Source organism: Candidatus Laterigemmans baculatus (assembly GCF_010367455.1).
Classification (GTDB): Bacteria; Planctomycetota; Planctomycetia; order Pirellulales; family Pirellulaceae; genus Laterigemmans; species Laterigemmans baculatus.
Genome location: NZ_WRPR01000042.1, coordinates 214,929 through 234,360 on the forward strand (window position 1 = coordinate 214,929; position 19,432 = coordinate 234,360).

Here is a 19,432-nt window from a genome sequence, read left to right on the forward strand (position 1 = left end):
AATGGCCCGCGCGGGGGAGTGTACTCATTCTTTTCGGGTGCCCGCTGAGCTTCCTAAAAATTGCCTCTGGACCCGCTGGGCGATGAGGCTCCGCGATTTGACCGATGTGGCTGAGGAAGCCTCACCCGGCTTGCTCGCGCGGGTGCGGGCCAACCTGCGGGAGGCTCGATTCAATCGCCACGAAGTCGCCGGTTCGCTTGGCGATCTGGGGACGTTCCTGCCGTTGCTGGTGGGGATGGCGGCCCAGAACGGGCTTGACTTCGCCACGGGGCTCTTCTTTGCCGGGTTCTTCAATCTGCTCACCGGGCTCCTGTTCGCGATTCCGCTGGCGGTCCAGCCGATGAAGGCGATCGCCGCGGTGGCGATTACCGAGGGTTTGACTCCGCCGCAGATTGCCGCCGCCGGAGCTTCGGTCGGCGGGGTGATACTCCTGCTCGGCCTGACCGGGTGGATCGAGTGGCTGCATCGAGCGGTGCCGCGCGGGGTCGTCCGGGGGCTGCAGCTAGCGGTCGGTCTCTCGCTGCTGGTCAAAGGCATCGAGATGGTCCGCGGCACCCAGGCGTGGTGGGGGCCCGACAGCTATCTCACCGGCTTGGCCGCGGCCGCCGTGGTCGTGCTGCTGATCTCCTCCCGCAAGCTCCCGGCGGCGCTGGTGCTGTTCGCCGCCGGGGTCGCCTTGGCCGCCCTCGGGCATCCCGAGGCGGTGCGGGCGATGGCTGCGGGGTTCGATTGGCCGCAGTGGTCTCCTCCCCAGTGGAGCGACTTTCGGAAGTCGTTTCCCGCGGCCGCGTTGCCCCAGATTCCGCTGACGACGCTCAACTCGGTGATCGCCGTCTGCGCGCTCTCGGAGAAACTCTTTCCCGATCGCGGCGCGGGACCCCGCGAAGTCTCGATTTCGGTGGCGCTGATGAATTTCGTCGCCTGTGGGTTCGGCGGGATGCCGATGTGCCACGGAGCAGGGGGCTTGGCCGGTCAGCACCGTTTTGGCGCTCGCAGCAACGGAGCGATCTTGTTCCTGGGGGCCGCCAAGATGTCGGTCGCAGTCGTCTTCGGTGCGACGCTGATGGCGTTCTGCCAAGCGTTCCCGCTGAGCATCCTGGGAGTGATGTTGGCGATCAGCGGGTTCGAACTGGGGATGGCCGCGGCCGGGGGCGAGCGGCGCAGCGAGTTCCTGGTGATCCTGCTCACCGCCGCGCTTTGTTTGGGGCTCGGCAATATCGCCGCCGGATTCGTGCTCGGCTGGGGACTAGCCGGGTTGCTCACGCTCGCCACGAGTGGGCGACGACCAATTTGAGCCGTAGGCGCTAGCCTCGGGCCTCGCGACTCGCCTCGGGCGTTCCGCTGCAGAATCCGCGGCTAGCGCCAGATGTTGCATCAGCCGCCGGGCGCTAGCCCCCGGTTTCTGAAAAATGCCATGACAACCGGACGCTAGCGCGTGGCGGCTGATTTCACACACCGGCGGTCCGGCTAGGCAGGTGGCTCGCTCGGTGCGAGTCCGGCGGCCGTCCGCAGCGTGCTCCAGAACTGGTCGATGCGGTCGAGCGGGCGCGTCTGGTAGCTCCCCGGCTCGAGGACGACCGGTTGGCCCGCGTGCGCCGAGAGGATTTCCTCGACCTGCGCGCGGCGCTCCGGTCCGGCGGGCAGGGGAATCGCTTCGAGCGGCTGCTCGGGGAGTTCGGGCTGCTGGGGGAGCGGCGGTTTGAGGCTCTGATGGACGGTCGCTGTCTCGGCTGGAAGGGGCGCGGCTGGAAGGGGCGCGGCTGGAAGCGCGGTGGTGAGCGACCGCGGAGGCAGGAACAGCGTGCCGTTGTAGAAATCGACCGCGAAGGCCACGAGTCCTGGAACGAAGAAGAAGACCAATCCGACACCGTCGAGGGCGACGACTTTCCAGTCGATCGGCCCGGTCCGCGGTTGCCCGACCCGCTCGGGAAACAGGATGCTCCCGCACCCTCCGGCGGCAGCCATCGTGCCGGCGGCGAGGGAGGAGAACAGCAGGCGGCGTCGGGTCGTAGAATCGGACATGGCTCAGCTTCGAGTCGGAGAAGAGGGCGAGTCGGAGAAGAGGGCGAGTCGAGGAGAGAAAAGGGGGGGCAAGCGGGCCCGCGTCGAAAAGGCGATGGAGCCGATTACGCCAAGCCGCTGGCCACTGTCAACGCCAGCCCCGCGATCCTCCCCGAGCGCTGGCCGCTACCGAAGTCATGCGCGTTCTCTTCACCCTCCCCCCGGGAGGGTCGGGCTCTCAGGCCCGGGGAGGGTCAGCCGTGATGTAGGTTGACGCCTTCCGATTGTTCGACCCGTCGATGCCCTCCCCGCTCGTTCCTCGCGACCCTCCCGGGGGGAGGGTGTCCTGATTTTTCTCCAAATTCTTCGTTCGTCCGTGACCGAAGGTGTCCGGCGGGGGGGCGATAATTGGGGCAGTGATTGATGGAAGAAACTCGTGGTCCGCTGTTTGGGAGGGACTTGGAATGCGTGAAATCCTTCGCCGGGCAATGCAGCAGCCCGATGACCTGGTGATCCTGCTCGATTACACCGACTCCAAAGGGGTGGAGAGCCGCCGCGTGGTGAGCCCGATCCGGTTCCTCTCGCCGGATCGCTTTCTGGCCCTCTGCCTGTGCCGCGAAGAGCCTCGGCAGTTTCACTTGGAGCGGTGCCGCAACGCCCGCTTGGGGCTGGCTTCGGAGGTGATGATGCCGATGCCGATGCTGAACTAGCCGCCGATCTGGTACATCGGCCGGTCGGGTTGGCGGAACCCGGGCTGAGCGACCAGATGCCCCGCTTCCTTGGCTGCCAGGCAGCGGCGGATCTCCTCAAGCAGCTGCGAGTCGAGCAGCTGCGAATCGAGCAGCTCTGAATCAGACAGCCGTGAATCAGACAGCCGTGACGCGTCGCTCTCGGCGAGCAGGGGAGCGAGGTTCCATTCGTGGTGCGAGAAGAGGCAGTTGCGCAGCGCCCCGGTGGCGGTCAGCCGGAGACGGTTGCAGGCGCCGCAAAAAGGCTCGCTGACCGGATTGATAAACCCGATCCGCCCGCCGCCGTCGGCGTAGGCGAAATCGCGCGACGGCTGCGAAGGATCGGGACGCGGGACCTCCCGCAGCGGCCCGAACGCCTCCTCGATCCGCTGCCGCACCGACGCTCCCGAGAGCATCTGCGTGCTCTGCCAGGAACGGTCGCCACCGAGCGGCATGTATTCGATGAAGCGGAGCAACAACCGGCGGTCGCGAGCGAACTCGGCCAGCGGCAAAATCTGATCTTCGTTGAGTCCGCGAATCGCCAGCGCGTTCAGCCGGACCTCGTCGAAATCCGCGGCCAGCGCGGCGTCGATCCCCGCGAAAACTTGCTCTAGCCCCCTCCGCCGCGCGATCCGCCGAAACGCTTCTTCGCTGAGCGCATCGAGGCTGATGTTCACGCGACGCAAGCCGGCCCGGCGAAGCTCCGCGGCCACTGCCGGGAGCCGCATCCCGTTGGTCGTGATCGCCAGATCCTCGATCCCCGGAATCGCCGCCAGCCGAGCCACCAGCTCCACGAGTCCTCGGCGGAGGAGCGGTTCGCCGCCGGTAAAGCGAACTTTGCGCACCCCGGCCGCGGCCAGCACTCGGACGATCCGCTCGATCGCGTCGAACGAGAGCAGCGACGCGGAGTCCTCAAAGTCGTCGGCCGACTCGGGCATGCAGTACAAGCAGCGGAGGTTGCAGCGATCGGTGACGCTCAACCGCAAGCTATCGTGGACGCGACCAAAAGCATCGGTCAGCGGCGTGCGAAACGAAGGTTTGATAGCGGAGTCCCCAAGGGTCCTGAGCTGGGGAGCTAAGGCTCCCGGCGACGGTTCACCTGCATGCGGTTGATGCGTCCCTTCGATCATAGGCGCCGCTGCGGCGAAGGTCGACCAAGGCGGGCTCACAGGGGGAGCCGCCGTGTGCTGGTTGAGCCGTAGGCGCTAGCCTCGGGCCCAATTCGGTTGGCGCCGTGGGGAAACGCTGTGCTGCAGTGACGTTCATCTCCAGGCTCGATCTGGACAGCAGCGCGACGGAACGCGCGGCTAGCGCCGTCGGCTAAAGGGGACCGAGACGGAACCCGAGGCTAGCGCCTACGGCTCAAGGGGCCCGAGACGGAACCCGAGGCTAGCGCCTACGGCTCAAGGGGCCCGAGGCTAGCGCCTACGGCTCAAGGGGCCCGAGGCTAGCGCCTACGGCTCAGAAGAACGGTCGAGGGCCGTGGGTGGGGCGTTTTGCGGGACGGGGACGACGACCACGGGGGCTTCATTGCGACCGACGCCGTCATCCGCGGCCCGGCCTGGGGCCTGCGCCGGAGGAGCGAGCAGCAGCGGCTGCCCCGCGGGCGGGACCGGGATCGGCTCAAAATCGCCTTCTTCGATCAAGCCCTTTTCGATCACGCCGCCATCCATCGTGCCGCCATCCATCGTGCCGCCATCCATCATGCCGTGCTCATGAACCGCGGCCGGCGAGTGCAGCCTTGCGGGGTCGAGATGGATCCCCGGCCAGCCCTCCACCCCGTGCCCGCCATGCCCACCGTGGACCCCATGGACTCCATGCCCACCGTGGACCCCGGGCCCACCATGGACCCCATGCTCACCGTCGAGCAATAGCGCCCCGTCGCGCCCGCTGCCGACGGTCTGCGGATTGATCCTGCCGGGATCGAGCCAGAGCCCTTCAGGTGTCAGCTCCATCGTGCCCAGATCGAGATCGAGGCTGCGGCGGACGACTTCGTAGTTGACCCAGACGTTGAGGAACGAGTTCTGGGCGTTGAGTAGGTCATTGAGAGCGAAGATGATGTCCCGGGCGGCGGTCGGGCCGCTCGAGAGGCCGCGGGCGTCGCGGAGCTGGCGAATGTCCTCGTTCAAGGAGATTTGGTCGGCCGCGATCCGCACCGCCTGACGCTGCAGCTCGAAGTTGATCTGGTTGGCCCGCAGCTGCCGGAGCTGGCCGCGGAGGACCTGCCAGATCGAATCCTCGGCGCGATAAAAACCTCGCTTGGCTTGCTGGTATTCGATCAGCGCCTGGCGATAGGTGTTCCGCTCCTGGAGCCGAGTCAGCGGCGCGTCCCACTCGAGCCCGACGCGGAGCCGACCGGTGCTGCCGCGGAGGTCGAGCGGGCCATTGGGTCCGTTGAGGATGTCGCCGCTGAAGGTGAGGTCGAGGTCGCTCTCGAGGTCGTCCGCGGTGAACTCGATCAGTCGCCACGTGTCGACCAGCGAGGCACGGGCGTTGGCCAAGTCGCGACGGTTGGCTTGAGCGATCTCAAACGCCGCCGGAGCGGTCAGATCGACTTCGGGCAAGACGACGCTTTCGGTCCGCGCCCGGGCCTGGATCAGCTGCAGGGCGAGGATGTCGTCGGACAGATCGGCCAACAGATCTTGGCTGGCGAGAATCACCTCGTCGCGAAGCCGCTCGGTGAGCTCGAAACTTCCCGGCTCCGCAGCCTCGGCGACGCCTGCCTCTTCGGCGGGCCCATTCTCGGCGGGTGAGGGAAGAGTCCCAGCGGCTTCTTCCGCCATCAGGCTCGCCACGACGCTCTCAATTCGCTTGATCTCCGCGGCTTTGGCTTCGAGTCGCTCGAGCAGCCGTTGGTGCTCGTCGCCAAGCTCTCGGTCGAGCTCCTGGATGGGGCTCAGATCAAACAGGCTCGATTCGATCGTCGAGGTTGGCAGCAGCGAACAGATTTGCTCCCGCTCCCGCTCGAACGTTTCGGCCAATCGCGTGTTCTGTTGCTGACGCTCTGGGAACGACTCGCTGAACCGCTCGATATCCTCGGCGACGACTGGAATGTCCTGGCGGACCAGCGATTCGCGGAGTTCGGAAATCGGCTGGAGTTGGCGACGCAGGTCGGCCAGCAGGGCGGCGAGTTCGGGAGAGTTTTCGATCCGGCGACGCGGGAGTCCGGTGGTCGGATCCTCCACGATCTCGCCGAGGCTGAGGATCGAGGTATTAATCTCGCCGACGCGATACCGCAGTTCGGCGATCTCGGTGCGGCGGGCTTTGAGGTCCTCGGTGATCAGCTCGAACTGGTTGAGCAGCGGGTCTTCGATTTTGACGCAGATGTAGGGTGGCAGTCCAAGTTCGGTGAGGAACTGGTCGACCGACGACTCGAACGCGTTCTGCGACTGCAGCAGTTGGCTGTTCGCTCCGAACAGCTGGCTCCGCGTCTGAGCGATCTGCAGACGCTGCCGCGGGATCGCCTCTTGGTCCTCGGGAATCGTCGTCAGCTGCTCCCGGAGGGTGTCTTCGAGCAGCAGCAGGCTCTCCCGTAGCCGAGCGATGTTTTCCTCCTGGTTGCGGATCTGCAGCTGGTCCTGAAGCAAGCCCAGGAAGCCGCCGGCCTGCGCAAATCCGCCGCCGAAGCCGCCCAGCCCAATGACCGGTACACCGCCGCCCCGCAGAACTCCCTGCTCGGTTTGCCGGCCGGTGGTGATGTTCAGATAGAAGCTGCGGCGGTAGCGTTCGAAGGTGCGGACGTTCGCCAGCAGGCGACGCTCCGAGAAGGTCAGGCTTTCCAGCACGCGATCGCGACCGGCGCCGCGGAGTAGCGGTTGGAGGAGCGTGAAATCAAGGATCGTCGATGAGCTGCGGGTATCGGGTCCACTCAGCTGCCAGGTGATCGTGTTGGCGAAGTTGACGACCAATTCGGCACCGGTGGCGAAGGCTCGCTGCATTCGAAGCGTCCGCCCCGTTTCGAATAGCGTGCTGCTCTCGCCCCCGGGGCCGAGCCGGTCGGGTCCGTCGGCCGTCAGCGCGGTGCTGAATCCCCCGAAGAATTGGGTGTCGAAGAGAAACCGTTCGCTGCTGACGTCGAGGGCCGAGAGGTAGAGCGTCTCGAGTTGTTCTTGGTATTCGGGCGAATGCAGCAGAGCGAGCTGCACCGAAGTGTCGGCGTCGAGCACGAGCACGCCGTTCTCGTCGAGCGGCAGGAACTTCCACCAGTCGGGGCTCTCGACCGCGTTGGTCTGTCCGTTGGCATGCCACAGCGGATAGCCCCGGCGGCCATCGACCTTGTGCATGTAGCGGTGCGAGCGGGGGTCGTCCAGCGGCATCGGCGGCTGGTCGGGGTCGAACGGATTGAACATCCGGCTGCGACGTTCCAGTTCGATCCGCAGCGGCTCGGGAGGTCGCTCCCCAGCGTGCACGACTTTCTCGTCGATGATGCAGTACGCTTCCTGGTCCGCCTGGGCGCGATAGTACGCTCTCTGGCAGCCACCGCTGATGCTGCTGGCCAGGCCGAGCAGACACAACAACGCGGCGCGCAGTCGCTGGCGGCGGACGGTCGTGGTGCGTCGTTTGACCAGGGGCATCCGTGCCTCGATGGGTTAGCGGTGACTTTCGTAGTCCTAATGGTTCGGTTGGAGGGGTCGTAGGACTTGATCCGTGCGGTGCGGTTATTCCGGTTGCAAGGCCCGCGCGCTGCGGACGGTTCGCGTAGTGCCGGTTGGGGAGCTTGGGTTGTCTGCAGGGGCTGGCAAAACCGAGTTTTGCAGTCAAGATCCGTGCCGCAGCCGCTGGCAAAACTTGACTGGCCAAACTGCCCAACTTAACATCGTTGAGTGCACTTCTCTTTTTCGAGAGCTGCACTGTCTTTTCTGAGAGTCGTCCTGTTGTGGGACGGCGTGCGGACCGCGTCGGATGCCAACGGCCCCTCGCTGATGAAGATCGTCCTCCTGATCTTGCTGTTTGTTTACGTCATCGCCTTCTTCTGGATCCTCTGGAAGAGTGCCAGTGTGTGGCGTTGGTACCACATCACGCTGATGTCGCTGGCATTTTTGCTGGTGATCCCGTTGCTGCCGATGACGGCCGCGGTGCTCAAGAGTCGCTCGGAGTGGAGCCGAGTGCACGTCGATTTGAGCGAGCGGCTGGAGCGTGGAGAGCAAGAACAGCAGCGGCTCAAGCATGGCGATCCGGGCGATCCGGCAGGCGGGGTCGGGTTGCTCGCCCTGCAGGAACAATTGCGTTCGTTCAATCGCGAAGTCGGCCGCGTCAATCGGGACATGGTCGTTCGCAATCGCGGGCCGCAAGGCATCGTCCTTGCCCCGGCGCCGCAGCAGCAGGCCTTGCCGGAAGGAGTGCCGGTCGAGGAGGAGGCCGAAGCGGCGCCGCCAGCGGGGGCGAATCTGCCGCTGATCACGCCGGGGATGGTCGTCTACGCCTTTGTCGAACAGCCCTGGCAGCAGTCGGGCTTCACCGTGCCGACGTTCTACCTCGGCGAGTTTCGCGTCGAGCAGTCGACGCCCGATTCGGTCACCGTCGTTCCCAACGCTCCGCTCGAGCCGGGCCAGCAGCAGGCGGTCAATCAGGCCGGCCGCTGGGCGCTCTACGAATTGGTGCCGCTCGATGGTCACGACGTGTTTGTCGCCGAGGGGAGCCAGAGCGACGAGGACGCGATCTTCGGCCGCGTCAATGAGGAACTAGTCAACAGCTTGCTCGGCAACCGCGTGCTCCCCAAGACTTTGCAAAGCTATCTCCGCGACGGGACACGGGCGCAGCCGGATGACCCGCCCGCGACTCGCTGGGTGAAGGTCGAGTTCACCAAGAACTACGAGATCACCGTCGATGGCCAGGATCAACGGAGCGCCAGCGATGGCGGCGCGTTCGACTCGCTCGGCCAAGCGGTCGATAGCCGTCTGCAGCGAACCGAAGGGGACGCGGTCAGCTTCTCGGCCGGCGACCAGCTGATCGTCAAGCAGGAAGCCGCCACGACCTTGATCAACGAAGGCGCGGCCAAGCTGGTCGATACCTACTTCGTCCGCCCGCTCAACAGCTACCGCCTGGTCCTCCCGGCCCTCCGCCAGCAGATCGATTACCTGACGCGCCAAGCCGAGAACCTGCAGCGGCAGCAGGAGGTCGTGCAGGAAGCGGTGACGCTCACGACGGCGATGCAGACCGAAGGCCAGCAGCGGCAGCTGAATCTCGAGAAGGACGCCGCGCAGATCGGCCGCGAAGTGGCCGCCCTCAAGGCCTACCAGCAGCAGCTCGAAGAAAAGCTGCGAGCGACCAAGCGGAAGATGGCCGAGTTGTATCGTGATAACTTGGCCCGCGAGCGAGAACTGACCGCGATCCAGCAGCAGTTGACTCGCCAGATCGATGCTCGCGTCGGAGCGGCCGGTAGCTGAGCGGCGCTCTTCCCGTTTGCGGCGTACACTGGAATAGTCCCTGTCCGCCCACTCGCTTGGGAGCTGTGCTGCGTTGGAAGCCTTCTCGATCTCCTGCACGACCTGTGGCCGTCGGCTGCGGGTCCGCGATCCAGAGCTGATCGGGCAGATCCTGGCATGTCCCAAATGCCACGGGATGGTTCTGATCACGCCCCCAACGGGCCCAACGCAAAGTGGCCCAGCCGAGAGCGATGCGGCGGCAGGCGGCTCGTCCGAAGCAGCCGATTCGCAGCAGATGGCCGTTGGCGATGGAGCGGTCGATAGCCAAGCGGTTACCCGCGAAGGAATCGAGAGTCGCTTGCCGCCGGAGCCTGGACGCCTCGTTCCGCCCGGTCCCCTCGGTTCACCGGGTCCCCTCGGTTCACCGGGTCCGGCTTGGGAGTCGGATCCTTCAGCCGTCCCGCCGATCGTTCCGCCGGTCGTCTCCTCAGACGCCCGCGCCGCAAACCCCGAGGGACCGATCAGCGGTGGAGACTTGGCCGCGGCCGCTCCCAATCCGCTGCCGCAGGGATCCAATCCGCTGCCGCCGGGGCATCCGGTCCAGTGGCAGAGCGAGTCGTCGCTGCGGACTCGGCAGATTGCCGGAATCGCCGTCCTGGGGCTGGTCAGCTTGGTCACCGCCGTGGGGATCTTTGGATTCGTCGTCCGCCAGTGGCAGGCCTCGCGACAAGCGGCTCCAGCGGAAAGCGTTGCCGAGGGAGCCGCCGAGAGTGCTTCGGAAAACGTCACCGCCGCGGCCGATCCGAGCGGCACTCCGCCCGTCGATCCGGAAGCATTGCCGAGCGACGTGCCGACCCCGACCGACACGCCGACTCTGACCGACGAGCCGACCCCGATCGATGAGCCCAGCCGCGATCCCCTGGCACCGACCGAAGAGACGGTCTCCGGGGACGAGGCAGCTAGCGGCGATGAGCCGGCGGCCGAAAAACCTTCCGCCGATCAGCCGGCTGTGGAGGAAGCGGCCAGCGATCCACCGGCGAGCGGATCGCCTGCGACTTCCGAAGCGACGGGCATTGCCGCGGCGGGGTCTGCCGCCAGCGGGTTGTTCGCCGAGGCGGGCGGGGTCGCGCCTGGCGGGGTCGCGATAGGGGGGGCCGAGGAGGTGATTCCCGAGGCGACCGAGCTGCCGCCCGGGCTGCAGCAGTACATGCCGCTGATCGACGTTGCCCAGACGGCGGAGCAGCCGCGTGACAACGATCTGCCTCCTCCGCCGACGATGGAAGAGTTGCGGATCGATGCCCCTGAAAAGGCGATTCCCGAGAGCGAGTATCCGCCACCGGCCGAGCCGGTCGATGTGCGGATGCGGATGCGTTCCCGAGTCTTGGGCATCGAAGCCAAGGATCGGCCGCTCGATCAAGTCGTCCGGGTGCTCGGGCAGATCGGCGGTGTTCCGATCCACTTCGATTTGCTCACGCTCGACCTCGCGGGCATCGCTGCCGATACTCCGATCTCGCTCCGAGTCGCCGATCAAACGGCCGCCGTCGTGCTGGCCCGAGCGATCGACGCGGCTGGCTGCCGAATGACTCTCGGCGAGGATGGCATCGTCCGCGTCGTGCCAAAACCAGAGGCGTTGGCAGCGGAGCTCGACGAGGTGCTGTTGGTGAGCGATTTTGGCGGCGCGTTGCCGGTCTCCGCCGAAGAACTGCAGCGGATGATCCGCGGCGGTGAGAACGCCGGCCGTGCTGCTGGCGCTGAAGCGAACCAAGCCAACCCCGACGCCGATCCGGCAGCGGTCGCTGACGAGAACGCGCCTAAGCAACCGGATGGGGACGAGCAACCGGATGGGGACGAGCAACCGGATGGGGGCGAGGAAGGCGATGCGGGCCAGGAAGGGGCGGCTCCGGCGGAAGCCGATGCGGAGCAAGCGGGGCAGCCGCAAACCGAAACCGCGGTGCAAGTGACGGCGGACGCGGCCACTGGAGGCTGGACGATTCGCGGTCCGGTGGAGGCGAGGATTCGCGCGGCGCTGATCTTGGAAGCGATCCGCCTGGCCCGTGGAATGCCGACGCGGCTGCCCTCCGAGCGGACTTCGCGTTGGCTGTTCGCCAATGCACCGGAGGCGGGAGTCGACTGGCAGCCGATTCCGGATCTCCCGGTGAGTCTCGATTTCGACCGCCCGCGGGCAATTGAAATGATCGTGGGCGCGGTGGCTCGCGAGCACGATGCGGCGGCGGTCATCGACTGGGACTCGGCCTGGTCGCACGGACTGACGCCCGAGGAGAGCACGCTGCCATGGCTCCGCGGACGCACCGCTCCGCAGGTGCTCGAGGAGACGCTCAAACCGTTCGGCCTCGAAGCGTTTGCGGCCGGGCAGGGCGTGTGGTGGGTCGGGACCCGCGACGCCTACGAGCAAGCGGAGGTGGTTGCGGTTCTGGAAACGCCGCTCGGAGCCGATGCCCCGGCCGCTCGCCGCGAGGAACTGCTGCTCCGCGTCGCCTTGGCGGCCGGTCAAGAAACGCCGCGCAACGTGGCCGCGATGATCGACCCGCCCACGGGCAAGCTGATCGTTCGCCTGCCCCGTTACGTCGTCCGCGAACTGCCGGCAGTGATCGGTTCTGCCAGAAAACCCTGAACCGACGCCGCGAGCCGCGGGTTTTGCAGTGGCAAGCCCCGGGGGCCGCGTTACCGAAGACGGGAAACCCCGAAGGGCACGAAGGAAAGGTAGGGAGTTGAACCACGGATAGCACCGAGAACGCCGATTTTTTGGCTTCCGAACTTCCCTGTCCTCTGCGTTCTCCGTGCTATCCGCGGCCCCTCTCCTTTCCGTGCTTTTTCGTGTCCTTCCGTGGCCACCATTCGTGTGGTTCGTGGTGGTTTCCCGGGGCACCGATCCGGCTTAGTTGTCGCCGCGATCACCGCCACGATCACCGCCGCGACGGCCTTCACCGCGGCGGCCTTCGCCATCGCCGCGGCGTCCACCGCGTCCGCCAAAGCCTTCACCGCCGCGCTGGCCGCGGAATCCGCCCATCGCTCCGGCGGGCATTTCGAACGGCTTGCCGAGCATCTCGTCGAACTCTTGTTGCTGCTCGGAGGTCAGCACTTGGCGGGCTTCGGCCAGCGTGGCTTTCCGCGATTCGGCCATCATCTTGCCCATCGCTTCGCGGTCGCGGTCCTGCCCACCCTCGCGGATCGCGGCGATCATTTTTTCGCGAGCCGATTGTTGGACCTGGTTCAGCTTTTCCTTCTGCTCTTCGCTCAGCTCGAGTTCCTTGGCGACTTGTGGATCGTAGAAGACGGCGACGCCTTGCTGCTGGAGGCCGATCTGCCGGAGCCGCTCATTCTGTTCGGGGAGCAGGACTTGGTCGAGTTGTTCGCGGATCTTGGCGCTCGCTTCCTCGCCTCGCTTCCGCATCGTTTCGGCGAATTCTTGACGCTCGGCCGGAGTGGCGTTGCGGAAATCGAAATCGGGCCGCTCGCCGCGAACTTCCTGACCGACTTTTTGCAGGGCTTCGACCTGGTCGGGCATCAGGTCGAGCTCTTTTCGGACTTCGTCGACCCGCAGCAGCCCGAGCAGCATCATATCGCCGCCGCCCATTCCGCCACCAAACATGCCACCGCCGAACGGGCCGCCGCCAAATGGGCCGCCGCGGCCCGGCCCGCCGCGGTCTGCCCCGCCGCGGCCTCCACGACGACCCTGGTCATCTTGATCGCCGTCGCGTTGGGCGAAGCAGGGGGAGGCGGCAACGACAGAAAGCAACGCCGCGACAGCAACCGACAGGCCGGACCGATGGATCATCCCAAACCGATGAATCCTCATTGCGCGTCTCCAGAGTGAGCGAGAAGATTGGGGGGGAACAGAGCTGGAGCGGTGGAAGGAATCTCCCACCGCTCCGCCACTTTTCCATTCAACCTCCCGAATCGCCCTAGGTTCCGCTCCCGTAGAGCGGATGCTCCGGATTGCCGCCGCTGCGGAGATAGCCGAGCAGATCGAGGATCTCTTTGTCGGTCAGCGTATCGACCAGACCCGAGGGCATCATGCTATTCGGCGCCGAGCGGACCGATTCGATCTCATCCCGCTTGACCGGGGTCAGACTCGACGGATCGAGGAGGTTGGTCAGGACCTGCAGCACGTCGCCATTCATGTTGATGACCTTGCCGACGACGACTTGGCCGGAATCGGTCAGGAACTGGGTGGCGGCGTACTGGTCGCTGACTTCCTTATTGGGATCGATGATCGCGACCGCCAGATCCTTGGCGCTGAACCGACCCCCGGCACCGGTCAGGTCGGGGCCGAGGATTCCGCCGCTGACGCCCATTCGGTGGCATTTGTAGCACTGGGCGGCGGCGAACAGCTGCTTGCCGGCTTGGAAGTCGTAGTCATGCTCGTCAGCTTTGGCGAGCACCCCTTCGAGGTCCTCGACCGTCCACTGATGAACAAATTCCCGCGGCTCGAGATCGGCCAGCGGGTCCCGCGGCTCGGCCGGTTTGAGCAGCTCGGCGTAGGCTTCGCGTTCGGCGTCGCTGAGCGTCGCGACGGCGGCAGATTGGATGTTTTGCAAGAACCCGCCGAAAGACATCCCGCCGCGGGTCGAAGCGACATCCTGGAACCACTTCAGGTAGGCTTGGCGATCGGCCTTGGTCCAGCCTTCGGATTGATCGCGGAGGGCCATTGCGTAGTAGATCTGGTCTTCCTGGCTGGGCGCCTCGATCAGTTCGGCCACGACGCGGGTGATGATCCCCGGGGCTTGGAGGTAGACGAGCACGGTCGCCAGCTCGCGGTTGACCCGCGGGTCGCGGGTCGGGAAGGAATCGTTGAGCTGCGCGATGACCGCTTTCCGCTCCTCGGCCGACGGCTCGCCGAGCCGCAGGAAGCAGAGCCCGTAGGCTCGCAGCAGGTTGATGCGGTCCTCCGCGGGAAGGTTCTTCCAGTCGGCGGCGAGCAGAGCTTGGACCGCGGACTCGCGATCGGCGTCGGTCCCGCAGCGAGCCAGAGCGACGACGCCGAGGATCCGAGCCCGATCGCTCGAGAGCTCCAGGACCGTCTCCCGCCAGGCGTCGAGCGGCTGATGCTCGAGCGCGACGCGGGCCGCCAAGCTGACGCCGCGGTCGGCGTGTCCGAGCTGGGGGACGGCTGCCGCGACGGCCGCGGCGGTGGTTTCAGCCGACGGCTCTTCGCCGTGGAACGCTTCGAGCGAATGCCGCAGTTCCCGCAGTTGGACCGCTTCGGGATGGGGGGTGATCGCCGCCGGGGCGGTCGACTCGTTGCCGACGTAGCGGATGCGATACAGGGCCGACTGGGTCCGCCGGCCGCCGATCGCAAAGTACAGCGCTCCGTCTTCGGGGTGCACGACCAAGTCGGTCACCGGCAGCGGAGCGGCGGTGGCGAAGGTCTCGTAGGTGCCCCCGTAGGTGCTGCCGTCCTCCTCCAGATGCACGGCGAAGATGTTGCCGTAGCTCCAGTCGCAGATGAACAATGCCCGCTGGAACTTTTCGGGGAATTTCGCTCCGGTGCCAAAACAGATTCCGGTCGGCGAACCCGGTCCGATGTCGACCGCCGCACCGAAGCTGTCGGGGTAGTAGGCCGGCCATTTGCCCGTGCCGTTACGCCAACCGAATTCGCCGCCGCTGATCACATGGTTGACGCGGGTCGGGCGGTACCAGGGCGTACCGACGTCCCATTCCATGTCGGCATCGAACGTGAACAGTTCCCCCAGCGGATTGAAGGCGATGTCGTAGTGGTTGCGGAAGCCGGTCGCGACCAGCTCAAAATCTTTGCCGTCCGGATCGATCGAGGCGACGAACCCGCCGGGTGCCAGACGATCGGCGTTGTGGCCGCGGGCGTCGGGCATCCGGCCGAGCAAGTGGTCCTCGGACCAGTTCCGAGGCACGCGGCTCTGGTCGATCTGCTTGGGGAGAAACGTGTTGTTGCCGGCGCACAGGAAGATCCGCTTGCCGTCGGGGCTGAGCACCAGGGCGTGCGGCCCGTGCTCGCCGCCATTGTTCAGCTCGAGCAGATGCTCGACGCTGTCGAACGTGTCGTCGCCATCGGTGTCGCGGAGCCGGTAGATGCCGCCCGGCCGCGCGTCCTTGCCGGTCTGGTCGTTGACGTTCACGTACAGGCTGTCGAAGGCGAAGAGCAGCCCCTGGGCCATCCCGATTTCAACATCCAGCCGCTCCACTTGCGGCTTCGCATCCGCGGCAAGCGTAATTCGGTACAGGCTGCCGTACTGGTCGCAGGCGACGAGCCGGCCTTGCGGATCGACCGTCAGGCTGACCCACGAGCCTTGCTCTTCGGCCGGCACGGTGTAGAGCAGATCGACCGCAAACCCCTCGGGCACGCGGAACGCATCGGCCGGCGTGGCTCCCAAACCTTGGGCGCGGCCGACCGAGTGGCCAAGCGGGATGAGCAGCAGTAACAGCAGGCATAGAGGAATCGAACGTGGTCGCACCTGAGCATTCCCTGAGCGATAGGACCGAGCGATTGGAAAAAGACGGTAAGGGGGACGGAGGTTTAGCTTAACGTCCGCTACGGGAGGATACCAACGCACACGGCCCGGTTCATCAGCCGCCGGGCGCCCCACGGGCTGACGATTTTCCACTTTCCCGGCAGAATGGAGCGCTTTGTTCGATCTCCGTCGCAAGGACTTCCCGGATGCAGACTCCTCCGAACCGAGAATGGCTGGAACGATCGCTCGGCTGGTTCCGCACCACTTGGACCGACCCGGATGAGCGCGCCCAGCTTCGCAGCTACATCGCCCTCCAACTCGCCTCGACCGGTCTGCTCCCGGAGGGGCACGACGCGATCGACCACAGCCTGGCCGACTTCTCCCGCGGGCTGCTTGAGAATCTCCGCGAGAAGACGCGTCTGCTGGCCGACTACCGGGCGCCGGTGGACGAGCGGGTCGAGGCGTTTTTGGCGAAGTACTTTGCCGACGTCGCCGACGAAGCACCGTTGCGACTGCCCGACCGTTCGTTGGGGCTCGACCGCCACGGGATGGCGCGGGAGCTGAGCCTGCCGGCCGACGGCGCGCGGTTCAAGTCGGAGCTGCTCGAGAGCTATCGCTGCCACAACGGGGTGCTGCACAATCCGGCGAGCGACCGGCGGACCACGGCCGGAACGTTCCACGTAACCGAAGGGGGCTTGCCGATTCCCGGGGACAAGCGGGCGGTGCCCAAGCGAACCTTCATGCGGCTGTTCCGCGCGGCGATCCAGCCTCCCGAGTCGCTGATGGTTCTCCCCTACACGGCCACCGCGCCGACTCCATCGCACACCTGGGTCTCGCTGTTGCTGCGTCCGCTCGTCTGTCCCAGCGTGCCCGGCTTTTGCCGCGCCCAGACGATGGAGACGCGGTTCTTCGCCCCCGGCAATCTCGTCAGCAATTTGGACTTCGTCGAATCGATCTTCGGCAACGCCGGCGATCCGGTGATTCCCGAAAACGACGCGGCGGTCGACGTCCAGCGGTGGAGCGGCCACACCGGCTGCGTGATCCTCGCGCCGCACCTGGTGCGGATGACGAAAAAGGAGATGGGGCTGCCGCATTACGACCAGGCGACCGAGCGGCAGCGCCACGATTCGATGTGCTGGAAAGACGAGGCGGAGCTGTACAACGATGGCTCGGCGTTCAAGCTGACATGCCGCGATGACTCCGGGGTGATCGTGACCCTGATCGCCGACAACTACTTCGGCTACTGCAAGAAAGAGGTCAAGACGCAGATCAGCTACGCCGCGAACCTGATGGGAGGCGTGGAGGAAGAGCATGCCGGCGGGGCGATGGCGTTCGCTTCGTACTCGCTCGGCGATGAGTTCCAAGTCAACAGCCGGCGGTACAACGGCCGCACGTTCGACGACGTGGCTCGCGATTACGCTTCCTTCGTCGACGTCCGCCCCGAAGGTTATGGCGTCGACCGGAACTGGCCAAGCGTGGTTTACATTCCAGAAAATGCCAAAGCCACGCTCACCGAGCGATGCATTAAATGGACTCGCGAGGGCCGCGAGCATCGCATCCGGCTTTCACCAGATGAGATTTATATTGCGCCGAGCGGTTATAAGATTCGGCTCGAGAAACACCCCAACGCCCCCTCGTGGCGATTGGTCGGCACGGTCGGTGAAGGAGTCCTCTGCCACAAACCGTGCACCGTCTCCGGAGGTGGTAAGAGTGAGATCAGCAAGAGTCTCCGCGACTACATGCTCTACAAACCGATTTATGTGGCCAACATCGATCGCGACTTCGAAGAGCTCGATCGATTGTTCCAGCGATCGTATGAGGACCGCTGGCGGGAGGATTTGCCCGACAAGCCCGAGTACCGCAGCGAGCCGAGCCGCAGCGTGCTCGACCCCCGCCGGAGCCTCGGCAGCTTGATCCAGCTGCTGACGCCGTCGCCCGACTACAGCGACCAGTACAACGCGTTCTTGGCTGGAATTCCCGAGCATATCTATGCGATGGCGCTGATCATCAAACGCTTCATGCGCCCCGAGTGGGGAGAGGATTGGAAGCAGCGATTCGGGGTCGATGTGGTCAACGGTTCGCCGGGACACGAGCTGAAGGTCGAGGCTCGGGAACTGGTCGGGACGTACCTTCGCGTGGGGCTCGAAGGTGCCGATGGCGGGACGGCGGGACCGCAGCGGTGGCGGACGTTTAAGTTGCGGCAGGACTTCATCGCCTCGGCCAAAGTCCAGATGGAGGATGACATCACGGCCAGCACGCTCGCACCGGCCGGTCAGCTCGGGGAGCTCGGGCCGGCGATCGCTCCGGCAACCAGCTACAAATTCGTCGCCAACTGCGAATTCCGGCTGTTCCAGCGCCCCGACGACGCGATCCACCGCGGGCTCGATACGCAGACCGAATCGGACCTCTCGCGGGTCGGGAATTTCGTCAGCAACTTCGAGCCCCTCTCCTCGGCCGAGGTGGGAGAGATCATCGAGGACGTGATCGAGTTCGATCGCTACAGCCCGCCGATGCAAGCCCTGCTGAAGACCGCTGCGGAAGCGAACACCGGGTACGTCGTCAGCAGCGCCCACCCCCGCGTGCTCGCCGACGGGACGCGGTCGAAGAACCCGCGGTACTTGCAGGACCGGCCCGACCTCGTCAACGCCCGCGACGCCTATGTCGCCGAGCGGGGGATGCGGCTGTTTCGCAAGATTCCCGCCGACCAGCCGGTGCACGCTCCGGTCGGAGCGATCCTCAGCGGACGCCGCAACAATCCACCCGACCCGGTGGCCGGTTTCCGCTCGCTGGCCGTCTACGGTCCGCTCCATTACCAGGATCTGCCCGAGTTGATGATGGACTACATCTGCTCGCTGACCGGCAAGAGCCCGAGCACGACCGGCGCCGGCAGCGAGGGGGCGCTGACCAAAGGCCCCTTCAACGCGCTGATCCCCACGGCCGATTTGAACGCGGCTTACATCTCGATGGTCCTCTCCGGGCTCGGCGGGTTCAGCACGCCGGCCGGACACATCGGTCCCAAGCTGGAAGTCGGCCACGATATCAGCTTGCTGATTCCCGAAGTCTGGTGCCGGATGGGGCCCGAGGAACGCGACCCGCGGACGATGATCGAGGAAGGGATGCTCGAGCGGATCGACGATTTTGAGCACGAGGGAAAGACCGTTCCGGCCAGCCGCCTCGGCTACCGGATCACGGCCCGCTTCGTCCGCAATTATCTCGCCCGCGTGTTCGACAATCCCTCCAAAGTCTTCACCGCTGAGATCTTGCAGCCCGAGAAGCAGGACTTGGAATCGTACGTCGACGGAATTTTTCACATCGCCGAAGCCCAGCAGCGGGTCGCCCAGCGGTACCTCGACGACGGTTCCTACGCTTCGGCCTGCCCGCCGATCCAGGCGCTGCTGTCGATCATGGCCGACGGCCAGTGGAACGGCCACGATGCGGCGAGCGAGGAAGTGCGGCGGCTGTTCACCCGCGAATACCTGCTCGAGAGCGACTGGTATCGGGAGCGGCTCGAGACGAAACGGCAGCGGGATCGGGAGCTGTTCGAGCGGCATCTGGCTTCGCTCGAAAAATACCTCAGCGAGACGCACCACGCCGATGCGGCGATTAGCCTGGGGTTGGAACAGAAGCTGCAATTTGTTCGCCAACAGCTCGAGCGGATTGCCAGCGACGGGTACGTGGACGAGCTCGTCGGAACGCTCGGCGCCGATCCGCTCACCCAGGCTCTGGAGCGATGAAACGACACTCTCCCCCCGGGAGGGTCGCGAGGAACGAGCGGGGAGGGCGATGCGCGACGTGGATCACTGGGCGTGGTAGGGTTCAGTTCGCCCTCCCCGGGCCTAAGAGCCCGACCCTCCCGGGAGGAGGGTGAATCACAAGGCGTCTGGCATGAATA

Annotated in this window: 10 protein-coding genes; 5 read left to right on the plus strand and 5 right to left on the minus strand. The window is 65.7% G+C overall.

The annotated features are described in order from the left end of the window. Nucleotides 1-82 precede the first annotated feature (82 nt). Entirely contained in the window at nt 83-1,294 is a 1,212-nt protein-coding gene (locus GNK13_RS09575; protein WP_164102288.1) for a putative sulfate/molybdate transporter, read from the plus strand. A 173-nt stretch (nt 1,295-1,467) separates the two neighbouring features. Here GNK13_RS09575 and GNK13_RS09580 read toward each other — a convergent pair whose 3' ends face one another. Beyond that, complete coding sequence (locus tag GNK13_RS09580; protein WP_164102289.1) at nt 1,468-2,022, minus strand: hypothetical protein; 555 nt, start codon at nt 2,020-2,022, stop codon at nt 1,468-1,470. A gap of 443 nt (nt 2,023-2,465) precedes the next feature. Here GNK13_RS09580 and GNK13_RS09585 point away from each other — a divergent pair, with 443 nt between their 5' ends. Further along, entirely contained in the window at nt 2,466-2,711 is a 246-nt protein-coding gene (locus GNK13_RS09585; RefSeq protein ID WP_235934995.1) for a hypothetical protein, read from the plus strand. Here GNK13_RS09585 and moaA read toward each other — a convergent pair. Together moaA and GNK13_RS09595 are read right to left on the minus strand one after the other, a co-directional pair. Continuing rightward, on the minus strand, nt 2,708-3,898 hold the full coding sequence (gene moaA / locus GNK13_RS09590) for a GTP 3',8-cyclase MoaA (protein ID WP_235934997.1): 1,191 nt from the start codon (nt 3,896-3,898) through the stop codon (nt 2,708-2,710). The two genes, GNK13_RS09585 and moaA, sit on opposite strands and share 4 nt — an antisense overlap. Before the next feature lie 285 nt (nt 3,899-4,183). Further along, nucleotides 4,184-7,303 carry a TolC family protein gene (locus GNK13_RS09595; RefSeq protein ID WP_164102129.1) on the minus strand — a complete coding sequence of 1,040 codons (3,120 nt, stop codon included), beginning with the start codon at nt 7,301-7,303 and terminating at the stop codon, nt 4,184-4,186. Nucleotides 7,304-7,651: 348 nt separating this feature from the next. On the opposite strand from GNK13_RS09595, the gene GNK13_RS09600 reads away from it, so the two are divergent. Together GNK13_RS09600 and GNK13_RS09605 are read left to right on the plus strand one after the other, a co-directional pair. Further along, complete coding sequence (locus GNK13_RS09600; protein ID WP_164102290.1) at nt 7,652-9,115, plus strand: hypothetical protein; 1,464 nt, start codon at nt 7,652-7,654, stop codon at nt 9,113-9,115. A 73-nt stretch (nt 9,116-9,188) separates the two neighbouring features. Continuing rightward, entirely contained in the window at nt 9,189-11,726 is a 2,538-nt protein-coding gene (locus GNK13_RS09605) for a hypothetical protein (RefSeq protein ID WP_164102291.1), read from the plus strand. Between the two features lie 264 nt (nt 11,727-11,990). On the opposite strand, the gene GNK13_RS09610 is transcribed toward GNK13_RS09605, so the two are convergent. Both GNK13_RS09610 and GNK13_RS09615 read right to left on the minus strand, forming a co-directional pair. Further along, nucleotides 11,991-12,911: a hypothetical protein gene (locus GNK13_RS09610; RefSeq protein WP_164102292.1), complete on the minus strand. Its 921-nt coding sequence runs from the start codon at nt 12,909-12,911 to the stop codon at nt 11,991-11,993. 106 nt (nt 12,912-13,017) lie between these two features. Next, entirely contained in the window at nt 13,018-15,543 is a 2,526-nt protein-coding gene (locus tag GNK13_RS09615; RefSeq protein WP_164102293.1) for a c-type cytochrome, read from the minus strand. 203 nt (nt 15,544-15,746) lie between these two features. Here GNK13_RS09615 and GNK13_RS09620 point away from each other — a divergent pair, with 203 nt between their 5' ends. Further along, a complete protein-coding gene (locus tag GNK13_RS09620; RefSeq protein ID WP_164102294.1) occupies nt 15,747-19,274 on the plus strand; it encodes a hypothetical protein in 3,528 nt (1,175 codons plus the stop codon). The last annotated feature ends 158 nt before the right edge of the window (nt 19,275-19,432 follow it).

Excerpts from the sequence above, each read along its gene's own strand:
- GNK13_RS09610 (WP_164102292.1), bottom strand. The coding sequence starts at position 12,911 with ATGAGGATTCATCGGTTTGGGATGATCCATCGGTCCGGCCTGTCGGTT.
- GNK13_RS09620 (WP_164102294.1), top strand. The coding sequence starts at position 15,747 with ATGCAGACTCCTCCGAACCGAGAATGGCTGGAACGATCGCTCGGCTGG.
- GNK13_RS09580 (WP_164102289.1), bottom strand. The coding sequence starts at position 2,022 with ATGTCCGATTCTACGACCCGACGCCGCCTGCTGTTCTCCTCCCTCGCC.
- GNK13_RS09595 (WP_164102129.1), bottom strand. The coding sequence starts at position 7,303 with ATGCCCCTGGTCAAACGACGCACCACGACCGTCCGCCGCCAGCGACTG.
- GNK13_RS09600 (WP_164102290.1), top strand. The coding sequence starts at position 7,652 with ATGAAGATCGTCCTCCTGATCTTGCTGTTTGTTTACGTCATCGCCTTC.
- GNK13_RS09585 (WP_235934995.1), top strand. The coding sequence starts at position 2,466 with ATGCGTGAAATCCTTCGCCGGGCAATGCAGCAGCCCGATGACCTGGTG.
- GNK13_RS09575 (WP_164102288.1), top strand. The coding sequence starts at position 83 with ATGAGGCTCCGCGATTTGACCGATGTGGCTGAGGAAGCCTCACCCGGC.